The sequence below is a fragment of the Holdemania sp. Marseille-P2844 genome, assembly GCF_900120005.1.
Classification (GTDB): domain Bacteria; phylum Bacillota_I; class Bacilli_A; order Erysipelotrichales; family Erysipelotrichaceae; genus Holdemania.
Genome location: NZ_LT635448.1, coordinates 185056 through 210217 on the forward strand (window position 1 = coordinate 185056; position 25162 = coordinate 210217).

Annotated in this window: 25 protein-coding genes; 18 read left to right on the forward strand and 7 right to left on the reverse strand. The window is 52.6% G+C overall.

What is annotated here, in order from left to right; genetic code table 11:
- Positions 1-33: 33 nt before the first annotated feature.
- Positions 34-654, reverse strand: a complete 621-nt coding sequence (locus tag BQ7364_RS01740) for a TetR/AcrR family transcriptional regulator (RefSeq protein WP_072683109.1) — start codon at positions 652-654, stop codon at positions 34-36.
- A 128-nt stretch (positions 655-782) separates the two neighbouring features.
- Between BQ7364_RS01740 and BQ7364_RS01745 the strand changes: the two genes are divergently transcribed.
- On the forward strand, positions 783-1682 hold the full coding sequence (locus tag BQ7364_RS01745) for a hypothetical protein (RefSeq protein ID WP_072683110.1): 900 nt from the start codon (positions 783-785) through the stop codon (positions 1680-1682).
- 72 nt (positions 1683-1754) lie between these two features.
- Here the strand turns inward: BQ7364_RS01745 and BQ7364_RS01750 are convergent, their stop codons facing one another.
- Positions 1755-2525, reverse strand: a complete 771-nt coding sequence (locus BQ7364_RS01750) for a ZIP family metal transporter (protein ID WP_072683111.1) — start codon at positions 2523-2525, stop codon at positions 1755-1757.
- Between the two features lie 369 nt (positions 2526-2894).
- Between BQ7364_RS01750 and BQ7364_RS01755 the strand changes: the two genes are divergently transcribed.
- The 15 genes from BQ7364_RS01755 to BQ7364_RS01825 all read left to right on the forward strand — a co-directional run bounded on the left by BQ7364_RS01755 (position 2895) and on the right by BQ7364_RS01825 (position 16670).
- Positions 2895-3371: a hypothetical protein gene (locus tag BQ7364_RS01755; protein ID WP_072683112.1), complete on the forward strand. Its 477-nt coding sequence runs from the start codon at positions 2895-2897 to the stop codon at positions 3369-3371.
- A 3-nt stretch (positions 3372-3374) separates the two neighbouring features.
- On the forward strand, positions 3375-3848 hold the full coding sequence (locus BQ7364_RS01760; protein ID WP_072683113.1) for a hypothetical protein: 474 nt from the start codon (positions 3375-3377) through the stop codon (positions 3846-3848).
- Positions 3849-3952: 104 nt separating this feature from the next.
- Entirely contained in the window at positions 3953-4816 is an 864-nt protein-coding gene (locus BQ7364_RS01765; RefSeq protein WP_072683114.1) for a DUF4438 domain-containing protein, read from the forward strand.
- Positions 4817-5334: 518 nt separating this feature from the next.
- Entirely contained in the window at positions 5335-6171 is an 837-nt protein-coding gene (locus BQ7364_RS01770; RefSeq protein WP_072683115.1) for a transketolase, read from the forward strand.
- Entirely contained in the window at positions 6168-7088 is a 921-nt protein-coding gene (locus BQ7364_RS01775; protein WP_072683116.1) for a transketolase family protein, read from the forward strand. Before BQ7364_RS01770 ends, BQ7364_RS01775 begins: the two co-directional genes overlap by 4 nt.
- Positions 7089-7091: 3 nt before the next feature.
- On the forward strand, positions 7092-7916 hold the full coding sequence (locus tag BQ7364_RS01780) for a triose-phosphate isomerase (protein ID WP_072683117.1): 825 nt from the start codon (positions 7092-7094) through the stop codon (positions 7914-7916).
- Entirely contained in the window at positions 7913-9361 is a 1449-nt protein-coding gene (locus BQ7364_RS01785) for a lactate racemase domain-containing protein (protein ID WP_072683118.1), read from the forward strand. The genes BQ7364_RS01780 and BQ7364_RS01785 overlap by 4 nt, the downstream gene beginning before the upstream one ends.
- A gap of 92 nt (positions 9362-9453) precedes the next feature.
- Entirely contained in the window at positions 9454-10551 is a 1098-nt protein-coding gene (locus BQ7364_RS01790; protein WP_072683119.1) for a class I mannose-6-phosphate isomerase, read from the forward strand.
- Positions 10551-10889, forward strand: a complete 339-nt coding sequence (locus BQ7364_RS01795) for a PTS fructose transporter subunit IIB (RefSeq protein WP_072683284.1) — start codon at positions 10551-10553, stop codon at positions 10887-10889. Before BQ7364_RS01790 ends, BQ7364_RS01795 begins: the two co-directional genes overlap by 1 nt.
- On the forward strand, positions 10873-11964 hold the full coding sequence (locus tag BQ7364_RS01800; protein WP_072683120.1) for a PTS fructose transporter subunit IIC: 1092 nt from the start codon (positions 10873-10875) through the stop codon (positions 11962-11964). Before BQ7364_RS01795 ends, BQ7364_RS01800 begins: the two co-directional genes overlap by 17 nt.
- A 5-nt stretch (positions 11965-11969) precedes the next feature.
- Positions 11970-12830, forward strand: coding sequence for a ketose-bisphosphate aldolase (locus tag BQ7364_RS01805; protein WP_072683121.1), 861 nt, complete (start codon positions 11970-11972; stop codon positions 12828-12830).
- A gap of 86 nt (positions 12831-12916) precedes the next feature.
- Entirely contained in the window at positions 12917-14875 is a 1959-nt protein-coding gene (locus BQ7364_RS01810; RefSeq protein WP_072683122.1) for a BglG family transcription antiterminator, read from the forward strand.
- 29 nt (positions 14876-14904) lie between these two features.
- Positions 14905-15360, forward strand: a complete 456-nt coding sequence (locus BQ7364_RS01815) for a PTS sugar transporter subunit IIA (protein ID WP_072683123.1) — start codon at positions 14905-14907, stop codon at positions 15358-15360.
- Positions 15353-16216 carry an aldose epimerase family protein gene (locus BQ7364_RS01820; protein WP_072683124.1) on the forward strand — a complete coding sequence of 288 codons (864 nt, stop codon included), beginning with the start codon at positions 15353-15355 and terminating at the stop codon, positions 16214-16216. Before BQ7364_RS01815 ends, BQ7364_RS01820 begins: the two co-directional genes overlap by 8 nt.
- Positions 16217-16379: 163 nt before the next feature.
- A complete protein-coding gene (locus BQ7364_RS01825) occupies positions 16380-16670 on the forward strand; it encodes a metallophosphoesterase (RefSeq protein ID WP_072683125.1) in 291 nt (96 codons plus the stop codon).
- A gap of 3 nt (positions 16671-16673) precedes the next feature.
- Here the strand turns inward: BQ7364_RS01825 and BQ7364_RS01830 are convergent, their stop codons facing one another.
- On the reverse strand, positions 16674-17543 hold the full coding sequence (locus BQ7364_RS01830; RefSeq protein ID WP_072683126.1) for a hypothetical protein: 870 nt from the start codon (positions 17541-17543) through the stop codon (positions 16674-16676).
- A gap of 133 nt (positions 17544-17676) precedes the next feature.
- On the opposite strand from BQ7364_RS01830, the gene BQ7364_RS01835 reads away from it, so the two are divergent.
- The gene (locus BQ7364_RS01835; RefSeq protein WP_072683127.1) at positions 17677-18615 is read left to right on the forward strand and encodes a LysR family transcriptional regulator; all 939 of its coding nucleotides are present in this window, start codon (positions 17677-17679) and stop codon (positions 18613-18615) included.
- An 86-nt stretch (positions 18616-18701) separates the two neighbouring features.
- Here the strand turns inward: BQ7364_RS01835 and pepF are convergent, their stop codons facing one another.
- Positions 18702-20468, reverse strand: coding sequence for an oligoendopeptidase F (gene pepF / locus BQ7364_RS01840; RefSeq protein WP_072683128.1), 1767 nt, complete (start codon positions 20466-20468; stop codon positions 18702-18704).
- 236 nt (positions 20469-20704) lie between these two features.
- The gene (locus tag BQ7364_RS01845; protein WP_072683129.1) at positions 20705-21463 is read right to left on the reverse strand and encodes an SDR family NAD(P)-dependent oxidoreductase; all 759 of its coding nucleotides are present in this window, start codon (positions 21461-21463) and stop codon (positions 20705-20707) included.
- Between BQ7364_RS01845 and BQ7364_RS17635 the strand changes: the two genes are divergently transcribed.
- Complete coding sequence (locus BQ7364_RS17635) at positions 21435-21713, forward strand: hypothetical protein (RefSeq protein WP_139248534.1); 279 nt, start codon at positions 21435-21437, stop codon at positions 21711-21713. The two genes, BQ7364_RS01845 and BQ7364_RS17635, sit on opposite strands and share 29 nt — an antisense overlap.
- 401 nt (positions 21714-22114) lie before the next feature.
- Here the strand turns inward: BQ7364_RS17635 and BQ7364_RS01850 are convergent, their stop codons facing one another.
- Both BQ7364_RS01850 and feoB read right to left on the reverse strand, forming a co-directional pair.
- On the reverse strand, positions 22115-22786 hold the full coding sequence (locus BQ7364_RS01850; protein WP_159432744.1) for a lysoplasmalogenase family protein: 672 nt from the start codon (positions 22784-22786) through the stop codon (positions 22115-22117).
- 254 nt (positions 22787-23040) lie between these two features.
- Positions 23041-25161 carry a ferrous iron transport protein B gene (gene feoB / locus BQ7364_RS01855; RefSeq protein ID WP_072683131.1) on the reverse strand — a complete coding sequence of 707 codons (2121 nt, stop codon included), beginning with the start codon at positions 25159-25161 and terminating at the stop codon, positions 23041-23043.
- Position 25162: the final 1 nt, after the last annotated feature.

Sequence of the window (25162 nt, forward strand, 5' to 3'; positions counted from 1 at the left end):
GAGAATCGGCTGCTTCATTTTGTTATCACAGAATTATATCCTGGCCTTTGAAATGAAAAAAGTCTTTCGGCAACTAAGGTATTCAGTCAATTTTTCTTTCTGAACATGGCTTTGTAGCAAATACCAGTGAATATCCAAAAAATCAGCGTATGAAATCTGATCCTGCGCTTCCCGGTAAAAAGAATTTTTAATCCATACGATATGACTGTCCATGATCATCCGCGTAAACGCATGCCTTTCCTGTTCGCTTGTCCAGGGGATCAGCCAGCCTTGATCGCTGAGCTGCTGCAGAGACTGCTCAAGATGATTTTCAATCCTGCTTACCGTATCGACGTTATGACGGTAAAACTCCGGCGTTGCCCGGCCCAGTTCATCTTCGGTATAGAAGAAGCGATTGACGATCAAGCTTTCGATCATCGCCCGGATTAATTCGAACAACTCTTCAAAAGTTGCAGCGGGCGGTTGATTTAGAAAATCCGGCCATTTCAGCAGAGCGATCATCAGGTCTTCTTTTTTATGAAAATGATAAGTTAAATTGCCCAGACTGATTCTCAGAGCTGACGCGATATCGCGCATCGTCGTTTCCTGATACCCCTTTTCATTAAAAAAGGTCTGGGCTGTTTTTAGAATTTCTTCTTTCAGATTTTTTTTCATCAGCGATCACCTTGTTTAATTCTAGCATGTGCTCTGCAATCTGACAAACAAACCTGGGTCTTGACAAAGAAGTAACAAACGATTAAACTCTAAATTAGTACAATGTACTAAAATTAGGAGGGAAAGAAATGAAGAATAAACACAGTCTTGCTTTACTGACGGCGGGTTTGATGATGGCGGCTTGTTCCACATCCCCTGCGCCAACGGCAACCCCGGAAACAATGCCGGAACCGACAGCCAGCGCTGAACCGACGACGGTAGATTACCGGGATATCGACGTCCAACAGTTAGCGAAAGAGGGCATGAAGCTGACCTGTGCTTCTGTCTATGGCGTTTACAATCAGGAAGGCGATTCTGTCGACAGTTCGATTGCAGCGACAGTTTATGTCAATGATGAAACCAAGGAAGTCGTCTTTATTGATTTTGTAGAAGCTCTGCTTCCGGTTTCGGCCGGCGGGGCAGAAGGCTGGGCTATTCTCGACGATGAAAAAGCGGAAGCCTTAGGCGGCGCCGTCATTACGGCAGGCGAAAAGCGTTATCCTGCAGCCTTTGAACTGAACGGACTGACCTGGACAGCGTCGTCGGCGGACGATCAGGTTGTTTATACAGCGCCGGTCCATGGCAAAGACGTTGAATTCATAGCCTATGTTGCAACGCAGGAAGGCGGCGCCTGGTATCATGAAGGAATAACGGAACCTGCGCAGCTGCTGGACAGCGAAGGAAAACCGGCGGCCGAAATTCAGATTGGAACAAAAGCGTCGATTCATCATGGCGTCGATTTCTGGCCAAGTCCGATCACCTTCCCGGGAAATATCGAGCTGATCAAAAACTATGTTTACGATCACGGCGTCAATTATGGAACATACCCGGAATCGACAGACATTGCGAAAAATGATGCCGGCGAATGGACCGTTGCGGATGTCACGACCGGCGCCACGTTAGCCGGTGCGCCAAATTATTTCAATCTGATCAAGCAGGCTTATGATCAGATTGAATCAGGTCAGGGAACACCGTTTACCGCAGAGTAACGGCGCAGACAGAAAAAGCTGAGATTGAACAAGGATCCCATCGCGATCCTGATCGTCAATTTCAGCTTTTCTTTACATGATCGAAATCAGCACGAAGCCTAACAGAAACCCGGCCAGCTGGAATACCAGCGGACGCCGGCCTTTTTCCATCAGCGTGACCTGCGGCAAAATTTCATAATAAGTGACATACAACATACATCCGGCTGCCAGCGCCAGCGTGAATCCGATAAACACCGGACTGATCGAACCCAGCAGCACGCCGGCAACCCCGCCGATCAAGGTCGGCAGTCCGCTTAACGCGACCAGAAGCAGCGCCCTGCCTTTGCCCACTCCGCCGCTGCGCAGCGGTACGATCATGCCCATGCCCTCCGGCAGATTATGCAGCGCCAGAAGCAGCGCCATCATCATTCCCGTCTTTACTTCGTACAAGGCGCTGGAGCCGACCGCCATGCCTTCCGGGAAATTATGCAGCGCCACTGAGCCGATCATCATCAGACCCAGCTGCATTAACTTTTTAGTATTGACTTCTTCCATCGCATGATGGTGATGATGCAGATCATCCAGTTCATCCGGCTGTTCATCATGATGATGAAACAGACCGTCAAATTTCAACAGAAGCAGCACGCCCAGACCGCAGCCGGCGACGGCAATCGCCAATCCCGCCTGTTCCAGCGCTTCCGGCATGAGGTCAAAACAGATCATGCTGATCATCATGCCGGCGGAAAACGCCAACAGACAGCTCAGAGATTGCGATGACTTCGGGTCGATCCGCAAACCGAGAACTCCTCCCAGAAGCGTGCCCAGTACCCCCGCAACAAATGTCAATAAAACCGCCATAACCATGTTGATCGCCTTCCTTTCAGCGTCTTTAATTATATCAAACGTGTCAAGAACAATCTGTTTCCCGTAATTTTATTCTGCCCGTTTCTCTCCGTGATAGACCCTTCGCGGGGAATTCGAGGATGAAGCAAAGAAAATTCATCCTGTAAAACAGATGAAAAATTGCGGGAAAATAAAAAAAATCACTGTTTTCTCCAATTTTCAGCTATAATGAAATTAAAGAATACTGTTTAAAAATAAATAAAAAATAGTGAATCAACCATCCGAATGAGAAACTGTCGGAAATGAGAAGTACAAATTGACAAATTAGAACAAAGAAGAAGATGAAATGATGTTTTAGAAGACTTCTCTTCTGAATTGAGGATGAACATTATGAAAAACAAAGGTTTCATCACGATGATGATCTGGATTCTGCTGGGATTTGGCTTAGTTGGGTGTTCCCATCAGGAAGAGGACAAAGAAATTGAAACGATCGTCCGGCGTTTTTTGCGGGAAGTAATTATCCTGAATTTTCATCGTCAGGATGAAGATCTTGACCGACAGGCTGAGGCTGTTTTGGGTCCGATGATGAGCGAATCCGGGATGAAACAGTTAGTTCAGGATCAGGCGTATACGCTGCAAGGCTTGACCGGATTAAGCTGGAAAGAGTACATTACCTATAAGAAAAAGCGATTGGGAATCGTTTGGCAGGGTGAAAGCGTAAGTTATGCGATCAAGATCACGCATCCGGGCTATATGTGGGTACGTGAACTGATTCTCTCATTTGTTCCCAACCCTGAAGCAGATTCGCCGCGATGGCTGATTGATACGGCTTATGTAAGGATTTCTTATCCTGATCAGGAGGAGTAGATTATGAAAAAAGGATTCTTCTGTCTTATCATCACCCTGTGTCTGTTTGGCTGCCAGACAAAACCTACAACCGAGGAAATTCTGCGGACTCAAACGGAACAGTTTCTGGAATTGACAGACACGATCCCAGCCATGCCGCAGGATCTTTTCGATGATGCCAAAACGCTGGACGAGAGAACGGCGCTGGCAGAAGATTGGGGCGCTCAGATCCAGGATTATCTTTCGCCAGTGATGACAGATGAGGCGATCGAGGCATTTGTCGCCAACCGAATGCCGGAAAACTTTAACCGGTTTCTTGGCTTTGAGGAGGCAATGCAAACTCAAGACTGCCGTCAGATCAGTGATGTGGCAAAACTCAGCGGCGGGGATTATGATGTCACGGTTACCTATACCACCGAAAAGAAGACGGTGAAGCTGCTGCTGAACTTTAAAGAAACGGAAGACGGCTGGCGAATCACATCCCTGCGCCGACGGTGATCCAAAGGCGTAAGACACAAATATTAACAGCGGGGACAATCCTCGCTTTTATGCAATGAAAATTAAATGGTATAATAGGCTCAATGAGAAAGCGAGGAATTTCAATGATCAAATTCAACAAAGAACATTTAGTCATGCAATCCGTTCAGGGCAAGGTTCATCCGCCGGTAATGAAACGCCAGTATCGCGTCGGCAGCGACGGACGGCCATGGATTCTGCCGGCGACCGGCGGGATCACGTATAATTTCCAGATTGGCGACGGCTGTATGGGGCTGGCCGGCGATCATGTCGAACCGGGCGTCAGTACGAAGAATCCCGATCCGGCTATGGATATGGCGTACAACACCTTGACCTGCATCGGCAATCAGGCTAAGGTCATCACCGGCGAAGCAAAAGGTGCAATAGGCTACGTTACGGGAAAGCACGGCGGTATTGATCACGTCATGATTGCCTTTGAACAGGAAGTGTTGGAAAAACTGACGGTCGACGATCAATTTTTAGTCAAAGCCTGCGGTCAGGGGATGACGCTGACGGATTATCCGGAAATCACCGTCATGAATCTGGACCCGGAGCTGTTGAATAAGATGGGGATAGAGGAACAGGACGGCTGTCTGGTCGTGCCGGTCACGAAGGTGATTCCGGCGGCGTTAATGGGTTCGGGCCTGGGCAGCGATACGATGCTGAGCGGCGATTATGATATCATGACGCGCGACGCGAAATCGTTTGCGGAGCTAAGGCTGCAGGAACTGCGGTTCGGCGATATCGTAATGATTCAGGATCATTGCAACGATCATGGCCCGGATTATTGCCAGGGTGCCGTGACGATCGGCGTCATCATCCATGGCGACAGCTACATTTCAGGGCATGGCCCGGGCGTTACCGTTTTGATGAGCTGCCGTACACCGAAGATCAAAGCCAGACTGGATTCGAATGCCAATCTGGCAAACTATCTGAATTTCAAGAAATAAACGTCAGAATTCAGCGGGACAAAGCGGCAGCGACAAGTCGGAATGACAGAAGAACCGGCGTTTTATCCATAAAGTAGATCTCATTTCTGATCCGGAGGTGGGATCTTTTTTTGCGTTTGCTCAGCGAAAAAAGGCCTGAGTCAAAAAAGGAGGACGAAGTTTAGCCGGCGCTTTGTTTTGGCAAAGGCAAACTCCATGCCCATGCAAAGATCGGCAAGGGGTGTGATGAGTTCGCTGACTTGACGTTGTTCTGAGGTGTTTTTCTGCGTTGGTTTGCGTATTTCGAAAATGTCCGATTGAACCAGACTTTCTTTGATTCCCCAGCCATTTTTCCTCACGCAAGATTCAGGCAGCTGACCCGATCCGCAGGCATGTCTGACACAGGGGCGAAGTGGCATAAAGGCGGATCTGTATCGTTTTGTAAGGAATAACGTCAAATTTACCGGAACTTTCTGGACCTGATCGTTCAGTATTCATGGCATTTCTGCTTTTATGATTAAGGCAAGGAGGCGAGTGTCATGAATGTTCGACAATTACAAATCGCCGCGGATCAGATGCGGTTGGATATCCTTGATGAAATCACCACGGCGCAAAGCGGGCACATCGGCGGAGCGTTGTCGATCTGCGAACTGCTTGCGGTACTTTATGGAGAACACATGAAGATCCGGCCCGAGGAACCGGCATGGCCGGACCGCGACCGGCTGGTATTATCGAAAGGCCACGCATCCTCCGCACTGTATGCGGCGCAGGCGGCGCATGGGTATTTTGACCGGGCGGAGCTGAAAAAATTCCGGTCGATTGACGGAATCCTGCAGGGACATCCCAGCATGACGAAAACGCCGGGGGTGGATATGTCATCCGGTTCGTTAGGCCAGGGATTGTCATGCGCCAATGGCATGGCGTTAGCCGGCCGGGTCGACCATAAAACCTACCGCGTGTATTGCATCTGCGGGGATGGGGAAATGCAGGAAGGACAGATCTGGGAAGCGCTGATGACGGCCGCTCATTATAAGCTCGATCAGTTAACGCTGTTCGTCGACCGCAACGGCTTACAGATCGACGGTCCAACTGCGCAGGTAATGAATATCGAACCCCTGGAAAAGAAGCTGGCTGCTTTCGGGTGGTTTGTGCAGACGATCGACGGCCACGACGTCGCCGCCATCGACCAGGCGATCAAGCGTGCCAAAGCCGCATCCGGGAAACCCTCCGCCATCATTCTCAATACGGTGAAAGGCAAGGGTGTTTCCTTTATGGAAAATATCGTCGGCTGGCATGGAACACCGCCGGATTTAAAACAAAGTGAACAAGCCCGCAAAGAATTGGAAGCGCGGCTTCACAAGGAGGAACAAGCATGACGAAAGCCACGCGGACAGCGTATGGCGAAGCGCTGGCGGAACTGGGGGAAACTTATGATTTTCTCGTTTTGGACGGCGATTTGTCCAAGGCAACACAGACCTGTCTGTTTGCCCGGAAATATCCGGAACGCTTCTTTGATATGGGCATCGCCGAACAAGATCTGATGGGCACAGCGGCCGGCATGGCCAGCTGCGGCAAAACCGTCTTCGCTTCCACGTTCGCGATGTTTGCGGCGGGCCGGGCTTACGAACAAATCCGCAACGCGATCGCTTATTCTCATCTGAATGTAAAAATCGGTGCGACCCATGGCGGCGTGCTGATCGGCGAGGACGGCGCCTCCCACCAGTGCATTGAGGATCTGGCGCTGATGCGGGCGATCCCGGGAATGACCGTGATCGTTCCCTGCGATGAATTTACGGTGAAATCGGCAGTGGAGGCGGCGATTCTCCACGAGGGTCCTGTCTACCTGCGGTTTGGGCGGACTTCTTCCCCCGCGGTGCATCGCCCGGACGTCAAGTTTGAAATCGGAAAAGGTCTTGTCGTCAAGGATGGAACCGACGCTGCGATTCTGGCCATCGGTGATCTGGTGTATGAAGCTTTGCAGGCAGCGCAGATTCTGGAAAGAGAAGGCATTGCGGCTGCGGTTGTCGATATGAGCACAGTCAAGCCGGTTGATCGCGGACTCATCTGTCATTACGCCGCCAGGACCGGGAAGATCCTGACCGCTGAAGATCATAATGTTATCGGCGGATTGGGCAGTGCGGTCAGCGAAGTCGTCGCCGAATTGGGACAGGGGCAGGTCCGCCGGATCGGAGTCCAGGATCGCTTCGGAACTTCAGGCAAGCGCGATGATTTGAAGAAACGCTATGGTCTGGATGCGGAAACGATCGCTCAGGCGATCCGGGATTGGAGGTAAACCATGGATCATCTTTATGTGAATTTAAAACGTTTTGATATTTCGCCCCGCAGAGGCGGCGTCAATCGTCTGGCGCCGATGGATCAATGGGCAGCGACGATCATCCGTCAGGTAGAATCAGGATTCACGTTCACTTCCCAAACCGACGTGACGTTTTTCTTCCCGGAAGCTCATTTAATTCCGGCAGTGGCAGCGGCGAAGAAAATCCATGTCGGCGCGCAGGGCGTGTTGGGTCTTGATACGGAGGCCGGCGGAAATTTCGGAGCGTTTACGACGAGTCTGACCGCGAACGCCGCTGTGGAATTGGGCTGCCGGGCGGTGATGATCGGTCATGGCGAACAACGGGCAAAAGAACGCGCATTGTTGGAAGCGGCCGGCGTGGAAGCGGAAGACGCGATTTCCCGGACGTTGAATAAGGAAGTTCTGGCTGCGCAGAAAGCGGGACTGGACGTGCTGTTTTGCATCGGCGAGAGCGCCGCGCAGCGTCCGAAGTGGCAAAGCGTGCTGCAAACCCAGCTGGAAATCGGCCTGGCGGGCGCGGATCTGAAAAAAGTCGTGATCGCCTATGAGCCGCTGTGGAGCATCGGACCGGGGAAAATCCCGGCCTCGCCGGATGAGATTCGGGAAGCGGCCGTAAAAATTAAACAGGTGATTCCCGTTCCGGTCGTCTATGGGGGCGGTTTGAAGAAAACCAACGCGGCAGCGATCGCGCGGATTGCCCAAATCGACGGCGGGCTGATCGCTCTGACCCGTTTTGAAGGCGAGATCGGGTTTTACCCCGATGAATTTCTGGAAATCATGCAGGACTATCAGGAGGCGCGAAAATGAAAGTAGAATTGGAATACGGCCCGGGAACCATCTGGGCCGAACTGCCGGACACGACCGACATCTTTATCCCGGGCGTGACGGTGCCGGATCCGCCCCACATTCCGGAAGACCAGCTGGTACAGGCGACGCAGGACAGTCTGCTTCATCCGATCGGCATGCCGCCGTTAAGCGAGTTGGCTCATCCCGGCAGCCGCTGCGTCATCGTTTTTCCCGATCGGGTGAAAGGCGGGCAGCAGCCGACAAGTCATCGCAAGGTGGCGATCCGGCTGATCGTCGACGAACTGATCGCGGCAGGGGTTCGGCATCAGGATATCTTGTTGATCTGTTCCAATGGTCTGCACCGCAAGAATACCGAGCCGGAGCTGCGCGGGATCCTCGGCCCGGAACTGTTTGGAGAATTCTGGGGGACGGGGCAAATTCTGAATCACGACTCGGAAGATTATGAACATCTGGTCGATCTGGGGAAAACCGAACAGGGCGATCCGGTCATCATGAACAAATATGTTTACGACGCGGATGTCGCAATTCTGATCGGCCATGTCCAGGGCAACCCCTACGGCGGTTATTCCGGCTGCTACAAACACTCGGCCACCGGGATCACGCACTGGCGTTCGATCGCTTCGCATCATGTCCCATCCGTCATGCACCGGGCTGATTTCACGCCGGTCAGCGGCCACAGCCTGATGCGTGATAAATTCAATCAGATCAGCATGACGATGGAAGAGCGGATGGGGAAGAAATTCTTCTGCTGCGACGCCGTGCTGGACACGCAGTCCCGGCAGATCGCGATCTTTTCCGGCTATGCGAAAGAAATGATGCCGTTAAGCTGGAAGGTCGCTGATCGGCGAACCTATGTGCCGTGGGCGGAAAAGAAATACGATGTGCTGATTTTCGGGGCGCCGCAGTTTTTCCACTATGGCGAGGGAATGGGCACGAACCCGATCATGTTGATGCAGGCGATCTCCGCGCAGGTGATCCGGCTGAAACGCATCATGAGCGACCGCTGCGTGATCATCTGCCAGAGTCTGTGCAACGGGTATTTCCACGATGAGCTGTGGCCGTATACGCGCGAGATGTTTGAGATGTTCCAGCACGATCAGATGAATACGCTGCCGGACATGAACCGGGTTGGGGAATATTTTGCGACAAACGCGGAATACATCCGGCGTTATCGGTTTGCCAACGCCTTCCATCCCTTCCACGGGTTCAGTATGATCTCATGCGCGCATATCGCCGAGATGAACACCGCGGCAATTTATATCACCGGAGCGATGGAACCCGGCTACGCCCGTGCGATGGGCATGAAAACCCGCGCTACTGTGGAGGAAGCGCTGGCCGATGCCCAACAGAAATATGTCGGCGGGCATCCCAACATTCTGGCGCTGCCGCTGACCTTTAAGACCAGCGCCGTCCACCTGATGATGAAGGATCAGCACCTTGATTAACCAGCGGCCCCTTCCCATCCGCAGCCATCAGAAAAATAAATGACATCTGTCTCAGGCAGAGTGACGAAAGGTTGAAAGAAAGAAGGAAAATTATGAGTGAAGCTTCCTCAAGAATCTGGATTTTTGATCATGATCGAATCACCCGTCCGTATATCGGCGGCACGCTGTTAAATCAATGGCGGAGAATGGAACCCGCTGAAAACAATCATCAATGTGAAGAATTGCTGGTCACCTCGATCGGCGCAATCTCATCGGGACATGGCGAGGGTTATGCGATCAGCCGCACAATCGCGGCGCAGGGCGGCAAACGGCTGGACGCGATCATCGCGGAAGATCCTTCCGGCGTGCTTGGCCCGCGCAGTCAGAAACGGCTGCCCAATCAGCTCGGCGTGCTGGCGCGCGCCGGCGATACGATCGTCCGGCTGGTGCTTCAATGCCATCCGCACAAGGAAGACGCCGCGCGTTATTTTCACAGCCCCTGCGGCAAGACCGAAGCCTGGTACATCGCCCGCACGCAGACCGTGAACGGGCAGCCCAGCTGCATATATGCCGGCTTTTTGCCGGGAGTTACCGCCGCCCTGTGGAAATCTCTGTTTGAAAAGCAGGACGTCGCGGCGATGGTGAGTTGCCTGCACAAAATTGAAGTGAAGCAGGGCGACGTCATTCTGATCCCGGCGGGGATGCCGCATGCCGTGGGGCCGGGCTGTCTGTTTCTGGAAATCCACGAATGCAGCGATATCACAATCCGCGTGGAACGGCAGGTCAACGGCGTGACGTTAACAGATGAGGAAATGTTCAACGGTCTGGATGGCGAACATGGCCTCGGACTGTTTGATATGACGACCTATACGGAAGACGAAATCCGCCGGCGGGTGATTATGCATCCGAAGGCGGAAGTCCTCCAGGGCGCAAGCCGATCGGTCATGATGATTGATGAGACCGATACCGACGCCTTCGGGATGCAGATCGTCGAGGTTCATGGGGAATATACACTGGCCAATACCGACGAACACCGGCTGTGCGTGCCGATTGACGGCGACGTCAAACTGACAACGCCGCAGGAAAGCGTCACCCTCACTCAGGGCTGGGGCGCCCTGATCCCGGCGGAATGCTCCTCGGTTACATTACAGGCAGAAACGGCGCGGGTCCTGATCGGACTTCCGGCCGTGATAAAGGAGGAATCAAAATGATGAAGATCGTTGGCGTGGCCGCCTGTACGGCGGGGATCGCCCACACCTACATCGCCCGTGAAAAGCTGATGAAAAGCGCGCAGCTCCGCGGACACCAAATCCATTGCGAAACGCAGGGAACAATCGGCGTTGAGCATGAGTTGACGCCCGAGGACATCAAAGCTGCGGATGTCGTGATTCTGGCGATCGACGTGGCAATTACCGGGATGGAACGCTTCAAGGGGAAGAAAGTCGTTAAAGTCGATACGTCGACCTTAATCAAAAACCCGATCGCCTTGATCCAGAAAGTAGAAAAAGCCATAGAGAAAGAGGGAACTTCGCATGAAAAAAACGTTTAGAGAAATGAAACAGCACATTCTTACCGGCATCAGTTATTTTATTCCGCTCGTTGTCGCCGCCGGTTTAACGATGGCGATCGGCCGTCTGATCGCAGGCCAGAGCGTCGCCAACCTCGGTGAAAGCGGGATCGGCTATTGGCTGTATCAGACCGGCAATCTGGGCATGCAGCTGATGGTCCCGATGCTGTGCGCGTACATCGCCTTCAGCGTCGCCGGCCGTCCGGCGTTAGCGCCGGGCTTCATCATCGGTTATGTCGCGAATAATATCAAAGCTGGGTTTATCGGCGGTATGATCGGCGGCCTGTTGGTCGGTTATCTGGTCGTCCTGATCAAAAAGTATATCAAGCTGCCGAAATCGCTGGAAGGCATCATGCCGGTCATTATCATTCCGTTTTTATCCACAGCGGCTGCCGGGCTGCTGATGTACGGCGTGCTCGTCGGTCCGATTACCTGGCTGACCAATCTGTTAACCACATTCCTGACCTCGCTGTCGGAAGGCTCGCGGTTTATTTACGGCGCGGCGCTGGGCAGTATGGCGACGTTTGACTTCGGCGGTCCGGTCAACAAGGTCGCGACAGCGTTTGCCAACGCGTTGTATACCGACGGGATTCGCGACGCGAAGACCGTGCAGATCATCGCTTCGATGATTCCGCCGTTTGGGATCGCGATCTCCTGTCTGTTAACCCCGAAAAAATATACCCGCAATGAAAAAGAAACCCTGAAATCCGCGGTGCCGATGGGCTGCGTCATGATCACTGAAGGCGTCATTCCGATTGCCGCGCGGGATCTGGTTCGAGTTGTCGTTTCCTGCGTTGTCGGTTCGGCGGTCGCCGGCGGCTTGTCGATGATGTGGGGTGTTTCTTCCGAACTGCTCAACGGCGGCTTCATCGCATTCCCATTCTTCAGCGATCCGATGAAAGGGTTGATCTGTCTGGCGATCGGCAGCGTGATTACCGGCGTTGTGCTTTCCTTCTTAAAGCGTCCGGTCAGCGCGGCGGATGAAACCGGCGAGGATCTGGGGCATGAAATTTCTGAAGACGAACTGGATGAAATCTCCTTCGTCAACGTGGAGTAATCACCATGTTGATCACATTGAAAGAAATGCTGGCGAAAGCCAGAGAAGAACAGTTTGCTGTCGGAGCCTTTAATACGACCGATCTGAATCTGGTTCGGGCTGTGATCGAGGAAGCTGAAGCGACGCAGTCGCCGGCGATTCTGCAATTTGCGCCGGGAGAGTTTAACTTCGCCACGCCGGAATTCTTTGCCTATGTAACCCTGCGGATGCGCAACAGTGACGTTCCCTTTGCTTTGCATCTGGACCATGGCAAGACGGCGGAGGATTGCCTGCGGGCGATCCAGGCCGGATTTACTTCGGTGATGATCGACGGTTCCCAGCTTCCATTTGAAGAAAATATGCGGCTGACCCGGCAGGTTGCTGAACTGGCTCATGCCTGCGGCGTATCCGTGGAAGGCGAAATCGGAACGATCGGCGCGATGAGCACCTCGGACGAGGGCGGCGTGGAAAACATCACCTATACCAATCCGGAAGATGTAGTGAAGTTTGTTGAAGGCACAGGCGTGGACGCTCTGGCTATCGCGATCGGTACAGCTCATGGTTTATATCCCAAAGGCTTTGTCCCGAAGCTGCAGCTTGAGCTGCTGAAGCAAATTCATCAAGTCGCACCGGTTCCGCTGGTTTTGCACGGCGGCAGCGACAATCCGGATGAAGAAATCCGTCAGGCCTGCGCGATCGGAATTCAGAAAGTCAACATTTCCAGCGATATTAAGCAGACCTTCTTCCGCACCCTGCAGGCAACGCTGGATGAAACCCATGGTTTTCTGCCGCCGAAGATGTATGGCCCGGCAATCGCCCAAACCCGCAGCACCGTCCACGCAAAAATGGAACTTTTCGGTTCGCTGGGCAAAGCGTCCTTCTATTAAATCAGATACATAGCCAGGGCACACCGCTTGACAAAGAGGAGGATGCAGGAACACGATGAGAAAGAAAACGACAAAGAGGTGACGCGATGAGGATGAAGGCGAATAAAAAAAACCGGATCAAGCATCAGATCCTGCAGATTCTGCTGGAAAACGAATGGTTTTCAGCCTCCTCCATCGCCCGTTTGTTAAACCTCTCGGAAAAGAACGTCCGCGGCAAGATCGACGAACTGAACGATGTGCTCCGGCAGAAGAATCTCGGTGAAATCATCAAGGTGCCGGGGAAGGGCAGTCTGTTGAAAGCTGACAGCGAACAACGCAAGGCCCTTTCCAGTCTGTATGGTTCCTATGAGGTGGAAGATATCGTCAATGGCGAATACCGGCTGTATGTCTATCTGCGGATCCTGTTGTCCCGCTTCGGCCATCGGCTGACCGTCGCTGAATTGAGCGAGCTGACCTATGATTCCCTGCCCGTCTGCAAGAAAAACCTGGAAACCTGCGCGCAATGGCTGAAAATGTTTTCGATTGATCTGTCCGTGCGGCGCAATTACGGGATAGATTTAGAAGGGCAGGAGGTCAGCTGCCGGCTGGCGATCAAACATCTGGTGATCAACGACAAGGCCCATTCGATTGAAGCGAATATCCGCTATTTTGCCAAGGGCATCAATCTGGAGCTGCTTTCCGAATGTATCGACGCTGTTGAAAAATCGTGGAATTTCAGTTTTACCGAGGAATCCTACAACAGTATTCTGTTGTTTGCGGCGCTGGCGGTCACCCGTTCGGATATGGGACTGCTTCAGCTGAAACAGGAAGAAAAAGACATCGTCGTCAAATATAACGAATATGAGCTGTCCCAATCGTTGTTTAAACAGATTGAGGAAAAGTTTATGATCCGGATCGACGACGAGGAAGTGAAATACTTTGCGATTCAGCTGCTCTGTTCGCAGATGATCCACAACGGTGCGGCCGATCTGGAATACGGCGTGCGGGATTACGATAAGAAAATCAAAGAATTTGTTCAGCGGATTATTTCAGTCGTTTCCAATATCATGAACGTCGATCTGACAATGGATCACGAGCTGTATTACGGCTTGTTGAATCACATTCGCCCCGCCGTCTTCCGCATGAAATTTGAGAAGCACTCCACCGCCAATCTGACCAGCTTTATCCAGGAGGAATACCGCAAGACCTACCGCGTGTCGTGGGCGTTGAGCATCCTGTTTGAGGAGTATTACGGAATCCAGATTTCTTCGACGGAGCTGAGCTATATTACTTTATATATTCAGGCTTCTCTGGACCGGCTGGAACCGCCGCTGACGATTCTGCTGATCACGGAGCTGGGCATGGGCCTGAATCAGATGTTCTGCAACAAGATCAAGCTGGCAATTCCGAAGATCAAGGAAATCAAAATCCTGAGCCTGCACGATCTGGACGTCGGCGAGCTGGCGGGCTATGATCTGATCATTTCCACTTCGGCGCTGCCGGTGCAGGACGAGCGGATCGTTTATATCGAATCGCTGCTGAGCGGGCATGGCATTGAAGAATTGAAAGAGAAGATCGAATATTTAAAGAAGACGAAAATTAACCAGAAATCACATTTCGATGTCTCCTGCCATACGCTGTTTGATCCGCGGCTGATTTTGATCCATCCCGCAGCCCGGGATAAAAAGGAATTGCTGCGGAAGATGACAGACCGGCTGCTGGCGTGCGGAGCAGTCAGCGAGAAATATCTGGGCACGGTGCTGGAACGGGAAGGCGCTGTGTCAACCTGCATCGGCAACGGCGTCGCGATTCCGCATGGATATGCGAATTATGTCAATCAGTCGCGGGTGGTCGTGGCTGTGCTGAAAGATGCGATGCAATGGAATGAGGAAGAACAGGTGCGGCTGGTTTTCCTGCTGGGACTTCGGGTCAACACCCGTTACGAATCGGAAAAGACCCAGTTGTTTTACAAGAGTTTTTTGGAAATGATTGATACCGAACAGGACGTCAGTGAACTTTGCCGCCTTTCCCAAGAAGAACTCTCTTTCCCAAGAAGAACTCTATAAATTTTTAGTTCGATAACAGGAGGAACACCATGGAATTGGAGAATGTTTTAGATGAAAAAATTATGACGGTTTCGCTGAAAGCCGCCGATAAAGACGACGCGCTGAAGCAGATGGCCCGGCAGTTGAAGGAAAATGGTTATATTGCGGATGTCGAAGCGTTTGTCGCGGATATTTACAAGCGGGAAAAAGAGGGGATCACGGGGATTGGCAACGGCGTCGCGATCCCCCATGGCAAAAGCGACAGTGTGTCCCGGATCGGCGTTGCCGTCGCCAACCTTGAACACCCGATCAAATGGGAAACGCTGGATGGCAAACCGATCGAAACGATCTTCCTGTTTTGCGTCAGCAACGATCAGAATTTTGCCCGCAATCACATGATCCTGCTTTCCCGGCTTGCCGCCAAGCTGGCGGATGATGAGCTGCTGGATAAAATCAAGCAGGCCCGGTGTCCGCGTCAGATCAGGGAATATCTGCTTCATGGCTGAGGTGGAAAGGGAGGCAATCCGGCTGACTCAGGGATCAATGGAAGCGATGATTCACCCCGGACGGGGCGCATTGATCAGCTCGCTGATGTGGGCGGGACGGGAGTGTCTGCACCGTTTGCCGGAGAACATCGCTTCCAGCGAACGTCCGCGGTGCGGAATTCCGGTCATGTTCCCTTATTATGGGAATCCCGGCGGCGGTGTCCTTAAATTAAAAGGCCGGGAATATCCGGCGGGACTTCATGGTTTTCTTCATTCATTTCCCTGGACCGTAGAGGATTTAAAAGTGAATCAGGCAATACTGCGCATGGACAGTGATGAAGAATTGGCCGGACGTTATCCGTATGCTTTTCATGCCCGGATGACGATTACGCTGACGGATGAGGGCTTGATTTCCACAGTGGAGATTACCAATGACTCCTCAGAAGTCATGCCCTGTGATTTGGGGATGCATCCGTTTTTCCTGATTGAGGATTATGATGCGCTGACGCTTGTCGCTCACCCTGAAAGAATGGAAGATGCTGCAACGGGAATCCCGCTGGATCATCTGAAGAAAGCCAGTGTTTTGGCACAGGGGTGCTTTTTGAGCCATTGTCCGATGATTGCGGTGGAGGATCCCCTGCGGAATCAGCGGATGGAACTGCGATTGGAAAAAGGATATCGGAATCTGATGGTGTGGTCCGGCGACGCGCATCGTTTCCTGGTGCTGGAACCGCTGACGGGACCGTTGGATGGCATCAATCAGAAGCAGGCCGGACTGAATCTGGCGCCCCGGGCAAGCGCCAAGATGACCTGGTCGCTGCGGTTGAGCCGATTGAAGCCGGAAACCGCTGCGGATTGCCCCAACGGCATGGAATGAGAACAGAACCCCAATGAGGTTGGAAAAAAGCCGGATGATGCACTGATCAAGGCAGAGTCCCATCGGCTTTTTTATGATTTTATTTCCGAACGTTCTTTAAAAATGATAAACTGAAATCAGAGAAAGATTTCTAACGTTAATTAGAACAGAAGCGGAACAAAGAATGAAAATAGCGGTACTCAGCGATATCCATGGGGACTTTGACAAGCTGAAGATGATCCTTGATCAGATTCAAGGAGCGGATAAGCTCGTCTTGTTAGGGGATTTGGATGCCGGGGGAGATTTTCCTTCCGCTCGCCGGATATTCCCAAATCAGAAAAAGCTGGAATCTATGAAAGAGTATACTTTCCGATTCCAGCTCATTTTTTCTCTGCGCGGTTGCTTCGATGGTTGTTCTTGCAGGAAGAAACAACAAAATGGGAAGTCCGCAGCGGCAGCGCAAGTTACCGGTTAAACCTTATTCAAAAGCCTTTTGCCAGGCAGCGTAGTACATTCCGATATAGTTTTCGTATTCCGTCGCCGTGGCGCCGGTAACAACGTCGCCAACCAGTCCGACATTATCTTCATTTCTGCCGAATTCTCCTTCCGGGAACTGATTTTCAATGCAGAAATCGCCGATCTTTTTCAGGTTGCCGCTCCAGCCCAGTTCGCCGCCTTCAATGCCATAGCCCGTGCCGACTGCGGTCCAGTGTCCGATCAACGTCTTAAACCGGGACTGCGTTTTATCCAGATGTACGCCGTCTTTCCGATCCAGCGTGTAGGTCGCGCAATCTTCGATCGGATTTCCCTCTTCATCCAGACACCAGTAGTTGCCGGCTGCCAGCTGTTCCATATACCAGGCCGCTAAATCTTCGTTCAAGATCTCCTTGCTGAAATCCTTGATTTGATCATTGCTGTAAATCGGCATGCCGGTTCCGTCCCCTTCGCCGGTCAGGATGATGGCCTCATCCCCAGTTCCTAATTGGACTTGTCTGGCATAATACCCCTTTGCACCCGTGACGGCTACACCGGGGATGTAGTTGCTTTCATCCATGCCGGCAATTTCTTCTTCGGTGAACGTCGCCCAATGATCCGGCAGATGACATTCCTCAAATGTGTAACCGGTCGCTTTACCCTCTTTTACCGTCACGGTCGCTGTGGCCAGGTAAGCCGGGTGATCGTAATACGTCATGTACGAAGTGTAGCTGCCATCCTTTGGCTGTTTCACCTCTTCCGCCGGAACAGTCGGCTCCGGGGTTGTTGTGGTTTCCGGCGCTTTCGTTGTCGCGCAAGCGGCCAGAGAGAACGCCGTCATGCAAGCGGCGATCATCATCAATCCTTTCTTCATTTCTTCTTTCCTCCTTGTATGCTTCATTATAGTGAAAGAATGAACGAATGACGCAAACAAAGCGTTGAACTGATCATCAACTATTTGTTACAATAGTGGTAGCGCAGAATGTCTGCCGCGGGAGGGTTTTGCCATGAATCTGGAACAGCTGAAATATTTTATCGACGTGTGCGAAACCGGCAATATGACTCAAAGCGCCAAAAAATTCTATATCTCTCCGCAGGGTCTGAATAAAAGCCTGCGATCGCTGCAGAAGGAGCTGGATGTCGACTTGTTGATCTTTCAGCAGCGCAAAACGGAAATGACCGAGGAAGGACGGCTCTATTACACGCAGATCAAGGATCTTGTGCGGCAGCTGGAACAGATCAACGACGATATCCGCCGGAATTCCGATAAGACGCTGAGCGTGGCAATCTCAAGCAATACCTATGCGATGGTGCAGGGACTGCTGGAACAATTTGAGCGCACGGAGCCTGAGGTTCGGGTGATTCTCAGCGAGTACTCGGATAAAATCGTTGAGGAAAAACTGCTGCGGCAGGAAGTCGACGCCGCCTTCATCACCGGTCCGATCTTCACCAGCGAACTGCAGAACGTCCGGCTGTTTGAGGCGTATAACGAATTATGCGTGCCGCGGGGACATCGGCTCGCTTCGCACAGCTTCGTCACCTTTCACGATCTGGTCAACGAACCTTTTTTAACCTTAAACGAAAGTTATAAAATCTACGATTGTTACAACGTCCACATGCGGATGGCCAATGCCGCGCCGCGGATTGTGTACTGCGGCTGCGATCTGGAAGCAATCCGCCGGCTGGTCGAGGAAGGCAGAGGGCTGGCGATCAGCAATCCTCAGTTTCCGATCGAAAGCGAAAAGATCGTCAAAATTCCGATGCGCAACAAGAATCCATGGCAGCTCAGCGTGGCGATACCGCTGCGGCCGCAAAGCCGGATCGCCGAACGGTTTTTCCAGATCGTGCAGAAAGCCGCGCTGCCGTTAAATAAGAAACTGCCGCTGTCTTCTGCCATCGCGCCGGCCAGCTTCCCGGCATCCGAGGATCAGATTCAGGCGGAATAAAAAGAGAAGATTAAAAAATCCTGCTTCGCTCGGAGTCTGCCGGGCAAAAGCAGGATTTTTGTTGTGCCGAAAGCACGTGGGGAAATTCAGATTTCCCGCATCAGCTTTTCAAACTGATCCAGCGTTTCTTCAAAATAGCGGAACGCGTCGTCATAGACCTGTTCGCCGCGCGGATCCGCGCCGGCTTCAACCAGCTGATCAATCGGAGCGCAGCTGCCTCCGCGTGTTAAAAAGCGCAGGTAAGCTTCCGTTTCTCCTCTGAGAATCCGGGAAGCGAAGGATAAGGCGACGGACATGCCGATCGTGTATTTATAAACGTAGAAGTTGTAATAGAAATGCGGAACGGAATAGCATTTGTATTTTTCCAGTTCATGCACGGTGACGGATGGACCATAGTAGTCCTGATTCAGTTTGTAATAATAATCTGTCAAATCGGAGGAAGACAGAGCCTGCCCGGCTTCCAGCTGCTCGTGCAGCCATGCTTCAAACTGGGCGAACATTGGCTGACGGTACAGCGTTCCGACCAGCTGCTCCAGCATGTTGTACAGCAGTGAAGCCTTCATTTTCGGATCGTCGCTGTTTTGCAGCATGTACTGGTTCAGCAAGACTTCGTTGACCGTGGAAGCAACCTCCGCGACAAAGATGCGGTAATCCGCCAATAACGGCCGATTGGCCCGGTGGGAGAAGAACGAATGCATCGAATGGCCCAGCTCATGCGCCAGCGTGCTTAAGGAATCATAACCGCCGGTGAAGTTGGTCAGGACAAACGGATTGGAATCGTAGGTGCCCCAGGAATACGCACCTCCGCGCTTGCCCTGATGCGGATAATAGTCGATCCAGCGCTCAGCCCGCGCCCGTTTTAATAAAGCCTGATATTCTTCGCCTAACGGCGCTAACGCCTGATCCAGAATTTCAAAGCACTGATCAAGATCATAATGTGCATCGACAGCCTGAACTAACGGGACGTTCAAATCATAACTGGTGCAGTCATCCAGTCCCATGATCTTCTTTTTTAATTCGTTATAACGCCAGAAAGTTTTGTGATATCTGGTGTTGGCCATGTCCAGTACCTGATTAAACAGCGGAACATCCGCGCCGTCCTCAAACAGGCTTGCTTCCAGCGCGCTGGAGAAATGATGCAGCTTCGCCTGGAGCACCTGTCCCTGAGCGTGGCCGATCAAGGTCGAACAGAAAACGTTCTGATGCCGGCGGTATTCTTCATAGAAATGCTCAAACGCCTGCCTGCGGATTTCTCTGTCCGGATTGTGAAGCAGCTGGTTCATGATCGCCTGATTTAAGAATTCCTCTTTTCCGTCGATCATCACCGGTTTAAATTCCGGTACGAACGCTTTGAATGTTTTCTGCGGATTCTGAAACAGATCGCTCATCTGCGCCAGCAGCTGCTCGGTCTGAGCGTTCGGACGATGCGGGATGGTGCGGAACGTTTCTTCCATCGGATAGCGGTAATCTGCGCAGTCTTCCGCGTTCAGATACGTTTCGATCACATTGCGATGCTCGATCAGTTCCTGATCGACAAAGGTTGTCGCCGCTGCGGCCTGATTGACAAAAGTGACCGACTTGGCCAGATTCTGCTGGACCTGCGGATCCTCCGGTTCCACGTCGGCGCGCATCTGGGCATAAACCGTCAGATTTTCGCACTGCCGCTGCAGTTCCTCCTGTCTGTCCATAAAGCTGCGGAAGCTTTCACGGGACTCCGTGATGTGTCCCTGTGCCTGCGTGATCTGGTTCAGCAGCTGTTTCGCATGTTTTAGAGCGGCGTCAAACTGGGCCTGATCGGCGAACAATCCGCTCAGATCCCAGGTATCTTCAATTCGAATTTCTTTTCTTTCCATGTTGGATATCACCTCTGCCTTCCATTGTATCATTAATTCCTGATTTTCCCATTTCTTCCTTTCGACAAAAAGAAAAAAATTCCGTTTTCTTCCGGAACTTTTCTCGGATTCAAATGTTCGCTGACTCATAAACGCGGATGGGAAAGTCAGCGGTGCTTTTCGCTTTGTGGGGAGAACGTTTTTTTTGGTAATTCAGGGAAAGGAAACCCTGAGCGCAGGCTGTGCTATCCGGCAGATTAAGAGTGCATGTGCAGACCGCCGTCCAGCATGAAGCTCTGACCGTTGAGATAAGCGGAATCGTCAGAGGCCAAAAAGGCGATAATCGGTCCGCAGTCCTCTTCCGTTGTGCCGATGCGATGCAGCGGAGACTGGCGTTCCAGCGACTTCAAGGCCGCCGGTTGGGTGGTGCGGAACGTCTCGGTCGAAATGATCGGCAGGAAGACGTTGGAGGTAATCCCATACTGCCCCCATTCCCGGGCGGCTGTGCGGGTGATCGCACGGATGGCTTCCTTTGCCATGCCGTAAGCACCGAAACCCTCGTTGCCGTCAACACCGGCAGCCGAGGCGGTGTTGATGATCCGGCCCCAGTGGTTTTCCTTCATGTAAGGATAGCACAGCTGCATGAATTTCAGACTGGCCAGCGGTCCGGTCTTGTAAGCGAGTAAGGCATAATCGCTGTCGATATCGGGAATTGCCCGGTACAGCATCGCGCCCTGAGCGCAGTTGACAAGAATGTGAATGGTGTGAAAGCGGGCGATTGTTGCTTCGATGGCCCGGTGGATCTGGGCGTCGTCGACAACGTCGCAGGCGACCGTCATCACTTCGCCTTCGTTATCCCGATTTTCAATTTCGCGGCGAATCTCGTCGAGTTTTTCCTGACGGCGGGCACAGAGGACGACGGAAGCCCCATGCGCGGCTAAGACCTTCGCGATCCCCGCGCCGACCCCGGAGCTGGCCCCGGTGACGATGGCAATTTTACCAGAGAGTTTACCCATAAATCTCACCTTCCTTTATTTTAGTATAGCACTAACTCGTGAGGAAAGAGCAGAATTTAACAAAGTATTGCTTTCACAAAGCGCTCTGAGGGAAAAACCAAAGACAGCGGACTATGAAATTCAGAAATCAATTTTTTCAGAGAGCTTGCAGCTGTGCGATAGCCTTGCGGTGGAGCGCTTGCGCCACTGTGCTCCGCTGCTTCTACAAACTGCCGGAAAAGACGCTCGCCGCTCTTGGGGACAAGCATAAAATCTGAGTTTCTTCGAATGGGGGAAGTGATGAAACGTCCCGGGGTCAATCTGCCGAGCGAGGCCGAATTGCGATAATCAAACGGCGGCTGCCGTATTTTTGGATCAAGGCGAGACAGGTTTGTTTGCGCTGTTGGGCCGGCACTCCCACTGAGGTTCTAAAGAAGATTTCAGACATGGACAATGCCTCGATTCGTTATAAAACAGACTGTTTCTTATGTTCGTTTAAAAGGATATCTCCAGAAATTTCTGCGCTTACGCGCGCTGATCAATTTGGCAAAAGCAATCATACAGACTTCGCGAAGCCGGCAGATTCCTGACCGGACAAAAGAATAAACCGCACGTCAGCGTTCTTCCCAATGGAGAACTTCAGGCTTTGCTTTCATGGAAGGCAGGATGACCTCACCGTGCGGCATGAGCGAAGCAAAGCAGGGCTGGCAGATAGAACGGCCAGATCCAGCCGCCGGCCGCCGCCAGCGGACCGCCCAGCTGAAAGAGCACGACGTTCAGGTCGCACAGAGCTAATAACACGGTTCCCATTGCCGTCCAGAAACGAAACCGGATATCGGCTGAAGGGGGTTGAAGCTCAGATGGATTCTTCCCAAGCTTGTCAAACGCGGATTTCAAAAGGAAAGTATGCGTAAGCATTCTCAGTGCCGCGATGAGGTTAAAGCTGGTTTGAATTGCGTAGAACATCACCAGACAGATCATTTCCGGCAGTTTCAGAAGCAGTCCTGCGATAAAGAACAAGCCGCCGAGGATCAGGCACAGCTGGAGTGTTTGTTCCCGGGAAATCAGGCTGAAGCTCAGACACAGCTGGACAAGACAAAAGCCGGCGATCCCGGTTTCCCATTGCCGGGTAAATAACAGAAACAAATCGGCCAGGGCACAGCCGGTCAGAACCAGAAGCGACAGAGGATCCGCCTGCTGCTCCTTCCCTTTTGACATCAGCGCGCTTGCCAGACACAGGACAACCCCGATCCACTTCCAATATTCAATCTCCGCAGCTCCCGGCAGAACCCCATTCTCCATTCCCAGAATTAAAACGCAGAAAAAGACCGCAAGCAGAAACATCTGCGCCACCTCCTGCATTTTAGCCTGCCCCTTTCCGCACAGCCTTATCAGGTCTTTGCCCAGTTGCGAGGATTACTGTCTTTTCTGTTCTGACCGAAATCGGTCTGAAATAGACCGTTAAAAAGAAAAAGGAGCGCCGGCAGCGCTCCAACAGGGAGGGAAGAAAGGTGAAGATCACAGGGGAAAGAAAACTGAATGATCGTGCAGAAAGAGAAGGTTTACCGCTGTGGATGAACGGATTTTCTTATTCCTGTTTAGAACAACCGCAGGATAAACGCCGCCAGACTGCAGCAGACGACACCACATACCGTCGGGATCAGGATCGCCGCGGCGGTCCATTTGACACTCTTGGTTTCCTTGTAAATGGTCAGGCAGGTCGTCGAACAAGGCCAGTGAAACAGCACGAAGATCAAGGTGCATACCGCCGTTGTCAACGTCCAGTCCTGCGCCAGAAACAAGTCCTTCATCGCGCTCAGACTGCTCATTTCGATCAGCGAGCCGTTGGCCATGTAGGCCATGATGATGATCGGGATGACGATTTCATTGGCTGGAAATCCGAGGAGGAAGGCGACCAGAATTACGCCGTCCAGTCCCATGAAGCGGCCTAACGGATCGAGGAACCCCGACGCCCAGGCGAGCAGCGACTGCCCCTGCACGCCGACGTTGGCCATCACCCACAACAGAATCCCGGCCGGCGCGGCGACCGTGATCGCCCGCCCCAGAACGAACAATGTGCGGTCAAAGACCGAGCGAACCAGCACCTTGCCCAGCTGCGGCCGGCGGTAAGGCGGCAGCTCCAGCGTGAACGAGGAAGGCACACCGTTTAAGACCGTGGCCGACAACAGCCGGCTGACTAAAAACGTCATACCTAGTCCCAACAGGATCGTCAGGGTTAAAAGCAGCGCCGACTGCAGCGACTGCGTCAGCCCTGCGGCCGAGCCGAGAAAGAACATGGTCAGAATACTGATCAGCGTGGGAAATCTTCCATTACAGGGAGCAAAATTATTGGTCAGAATCGCGATCAGCCGTTCCCGCGGAGAGTCGATGATCCGGCAGCCGATCACCCCGGCGGCGTTGCAGCCGAAGCCCATGCAGGTCGTCAGTGCCTGTTTGCCGCAGGCATGCGCCTTGGCGAACGTTTTGTCCAGATTGAACGCGACGCGGGGCAGATAGCCGAGATCCTCAAGATAGGTAAACAGCGGGAAGAAAATTGCCATCGGCGGAAGCATAACTGCGACTACCCAGGCTAATACGCGGTACATCCCCTCGCTCAGCATCGTGACGATGACACCCGGCAGATGCAGCGCCGTCAGAAACTTCGCCAGCGGCGCTTCCAGAGAGAATAGAAATTCCGCCAGCATCTGCGAGGGAATATTCGCGCCGGCCAGCGTGATCCATAACACCAGACACAGAAGCAGGATCATCAGAGGAATCCCGGCCCAGCGGGAGAACAGAATGCGGTCGATCTGCCGGTCGCGTTTCATCGCCTCGGCTTCGTTCATCGTCACAGTCTGTTCCGCCAGCTGCTGCGCCTGCTGGACCGGGCACTGGATCAGCAGGTCCGGCCAGTTGTCGTTTTTATACGTCTGATCGAGCACCTTGCGGCTGCGCAGGGCCAGACTGTGAAGTGTTTCAATATCCGCCTGATTTAAAGCTGTCGATGCGTAGAGCGACTTCAGCGTCGAGTCCGGATTGTTCAGAATCTGCAAGGCAATCCAGGGAATGTCGTAGGCCGGATCGAGCATCCGCAGCTGTCCGCGCAGGCGGTCCAATTCGTTCTGAATGACAAACGGATAATTCAGGCAGGCGATCTGCGTGCGGGGATGCTCGCATAGTTGCGCGACGGCGTCCATCAATGCGTCTAATCCCTGATGACTGCGGGCGCTGGCGGCGACGACCGGGAGCTGAAGCAATTCACTCAGCTTTTCCAGATCGATTTCAATTTTCTTTTTGCGTGCTTCATCCATCAGATTAACGCAGACGACGACATTCGCGGTCATCTGGAGAATTTGAAGGACGAGGTTGAGATTCCTTTGCAGGGCGGTCGCGTCGCACACCACGATCGTTACGGCGGGCTTTTGGAAACAGATGAATTCGCTGGCGATCGCTTCCTCAGCGCTGTTGGCGATCAGGGAATACGTTCCCGGCAGATCAACCAGCGTGTAGTCCGTTTCCTGATGCCGGGCGATGCCTTTGGCCAGCGCGACGGTTTTTCCCGGCCAGTTGCCGGTGTGCTGGTTCATGCCGGTCAGCTCGTTGAACACGGTGCTCTTGCCGACGTTCGGATTGCCGGCCAGCGCGATCAGAGTCTCGGAATCACCGAACTGGAAGCGGCGGCTGGCTTTCGCGCTGGTCGACTGAACAGTAAGTCCCATA

Coding starts and splice junctions, on each gene's coding strand:
- BQ7364_RS01740 (WP_072683109.1), bottom strand. CDS start 654: ATGAAAAAAAATCTGAAAGAAGAAATTCTAAAAACAGCCCAGACCTTT.
- BQ7364_RS01745 (WP_072683110.1), top strand. CDS start 783: ATGAAGAATAAACACAGTCTTGCTTTACTGACGGCGGGTTTGATGATG.
- BQ7364_RS01750 (WP_072683111.1), bottom strand. CDS start 2,525: ATGGTTATGGCGGTTTTATTGACATTTGTTGCGGGGGTACTGGGCACG.
- BQ7364_RS01755 (WP_072683112.1), top strand. CDS start 2,895: ATGAAAAACAAAGGTTTCATCACGATGATGATCTGGATTCTGCTGGGA.
- BQ7364_RS01760 (WP_072683113.1), top strand. CDS start 3,375: ATGAAAAAAGGATTCTTCTGTCTTATCATCACCCTGTGTCTGTTTGGC.
- BQ7364_RS01765 (WP_072683114.1), top strand. CDS start 3,953: ATGATCAAATTCAACAAAGAACATTTAGTCATGCAATCCGTTCAGGGC.
- BQ7364_RS01770 (WP_072683115.1), top strand. CDS start 5,335: ATGAATGTTCGACAATTACAAATCGCCGCGGATCAGATGCGGTTGGAT.
- BQ7364_RS01775 (WP_072683116.1), top strand. CDS start 6,168: ATGACGAAAGCCACGCGGACAGCGTATGGCGAAGCGCTGGCGGAACTG.
- BQ7364_RS01780 (WP_072683117.1), top strand. CDS start 7,092: ATGGATCATCTTTATGTGAATTTAAAACGTTTTGATATTTCGCCCCGC.
- BQ7364_RS01785 (WP_072683118.1), top strand. CDS start 7,913: ATGAAAGTAGAATTGGAATACGGCCCGGGAACCATCTGGGCCGAACTG.
- BQ7364_RS01790 (WP_072683119.1), top strand. CDS start 9,454: ATGAGTGAAGCTTCCTCAAGAATCTGGATTTTTGATCATGATCGAATC.
- BQ7364_RS01795 (WP_072683284.1), top strand. CDS start 10,551: ATGAAGATCGTTGGCGTGGCCGCCTGTACGGCGGGGATCGCCCACACC.
- BQ7364_RS01800 (WP_072683120.1), top strand. CDS start 10,873: ATGAAAAAAACGTTTAGAGAAATGAAACAGCACATTCTTACCGGCATC.
- BQ7364_RS01805 (WP_072683121.1), top strand. CDS start 11,970: ATGTTGATCACATTGAAAGAAATGCTGGCGAAAGCCAGAGAAGAACAG.
- BQ7364_RS01810 (WP_072683122.1), top strand. CDS start 12,917: ATGAGGATGAAGGCGAATAAAAAAAACCGGATCAAGCATCAGATCCTG.
- BQ7364_RS01815 (WP_072683123.1), top strand. CDS start 14,905: ATGGAATTGGAGAATGTTTTAGATGAAAAAATTATGACGGTTTCGCTG.
- BQ7364_RS01820 (WP_072683124.1), top strand. CDS start 15,353: ATGGCTGAGGTGGAAAGGGAGGCAATCCGGCTGACTCAGGGATCAATG.
- BQ7364_RS01825 (WP_072683125.1), top strand. CDS start 16,380: ATGAAAATAGCGGTACTCAGCGATATCCATGGGGACTTTGACAAGCTG.
- BQ7364_RS01830 (WP_072683126.1), bottom strand. CDS start 17,543: ATGAAGAAAGGATTGATGATGATCGCCGCTTGCATGACGGCGTTCTCT.
- BQ7364_RS01835 (WP_072683127.1), top strand. CDS start 17,677: ATGAATCTGGAACAGCTGAAATATTTTATCGACGTGTGCGAAACCGGC.
- pepF (WP_072683128.1), bottom strand. CDS start 20,468: ATGGAAAGAAAAGAAATTCGAATTGAAGATACCTGGGATCTGAGCGGA.
- BQ7364_RS17635 (WP_139248534.1), top strand. CDS start 21,435: ATGGCAATTTTACCAGAGAGTTTACCCATAAATCTCACCTTCCTTTAT.
- BQ7364_RS01845 (WP_072683129.1), bottom strand. CDS start 21,463: ATGGGTAAACTCTCTGGTAAAATTGCCATCGTCACCGGGGCCAGCTCC.
- BQ7364_RS01850 (WP_159432744.1), bottom strand. CDS start 22,786: ATGTTTCTGCTTGCGGTCTTTTTCTGCGTTTTAATTCTGGGAATGGAG.
- feoB (WP_072683131.1), bottom strand. CDS start 25,161: ATGGGACTTACTGTTCAGTCGACCAGCGCGAAAGCCAGCCGCCGCTTC.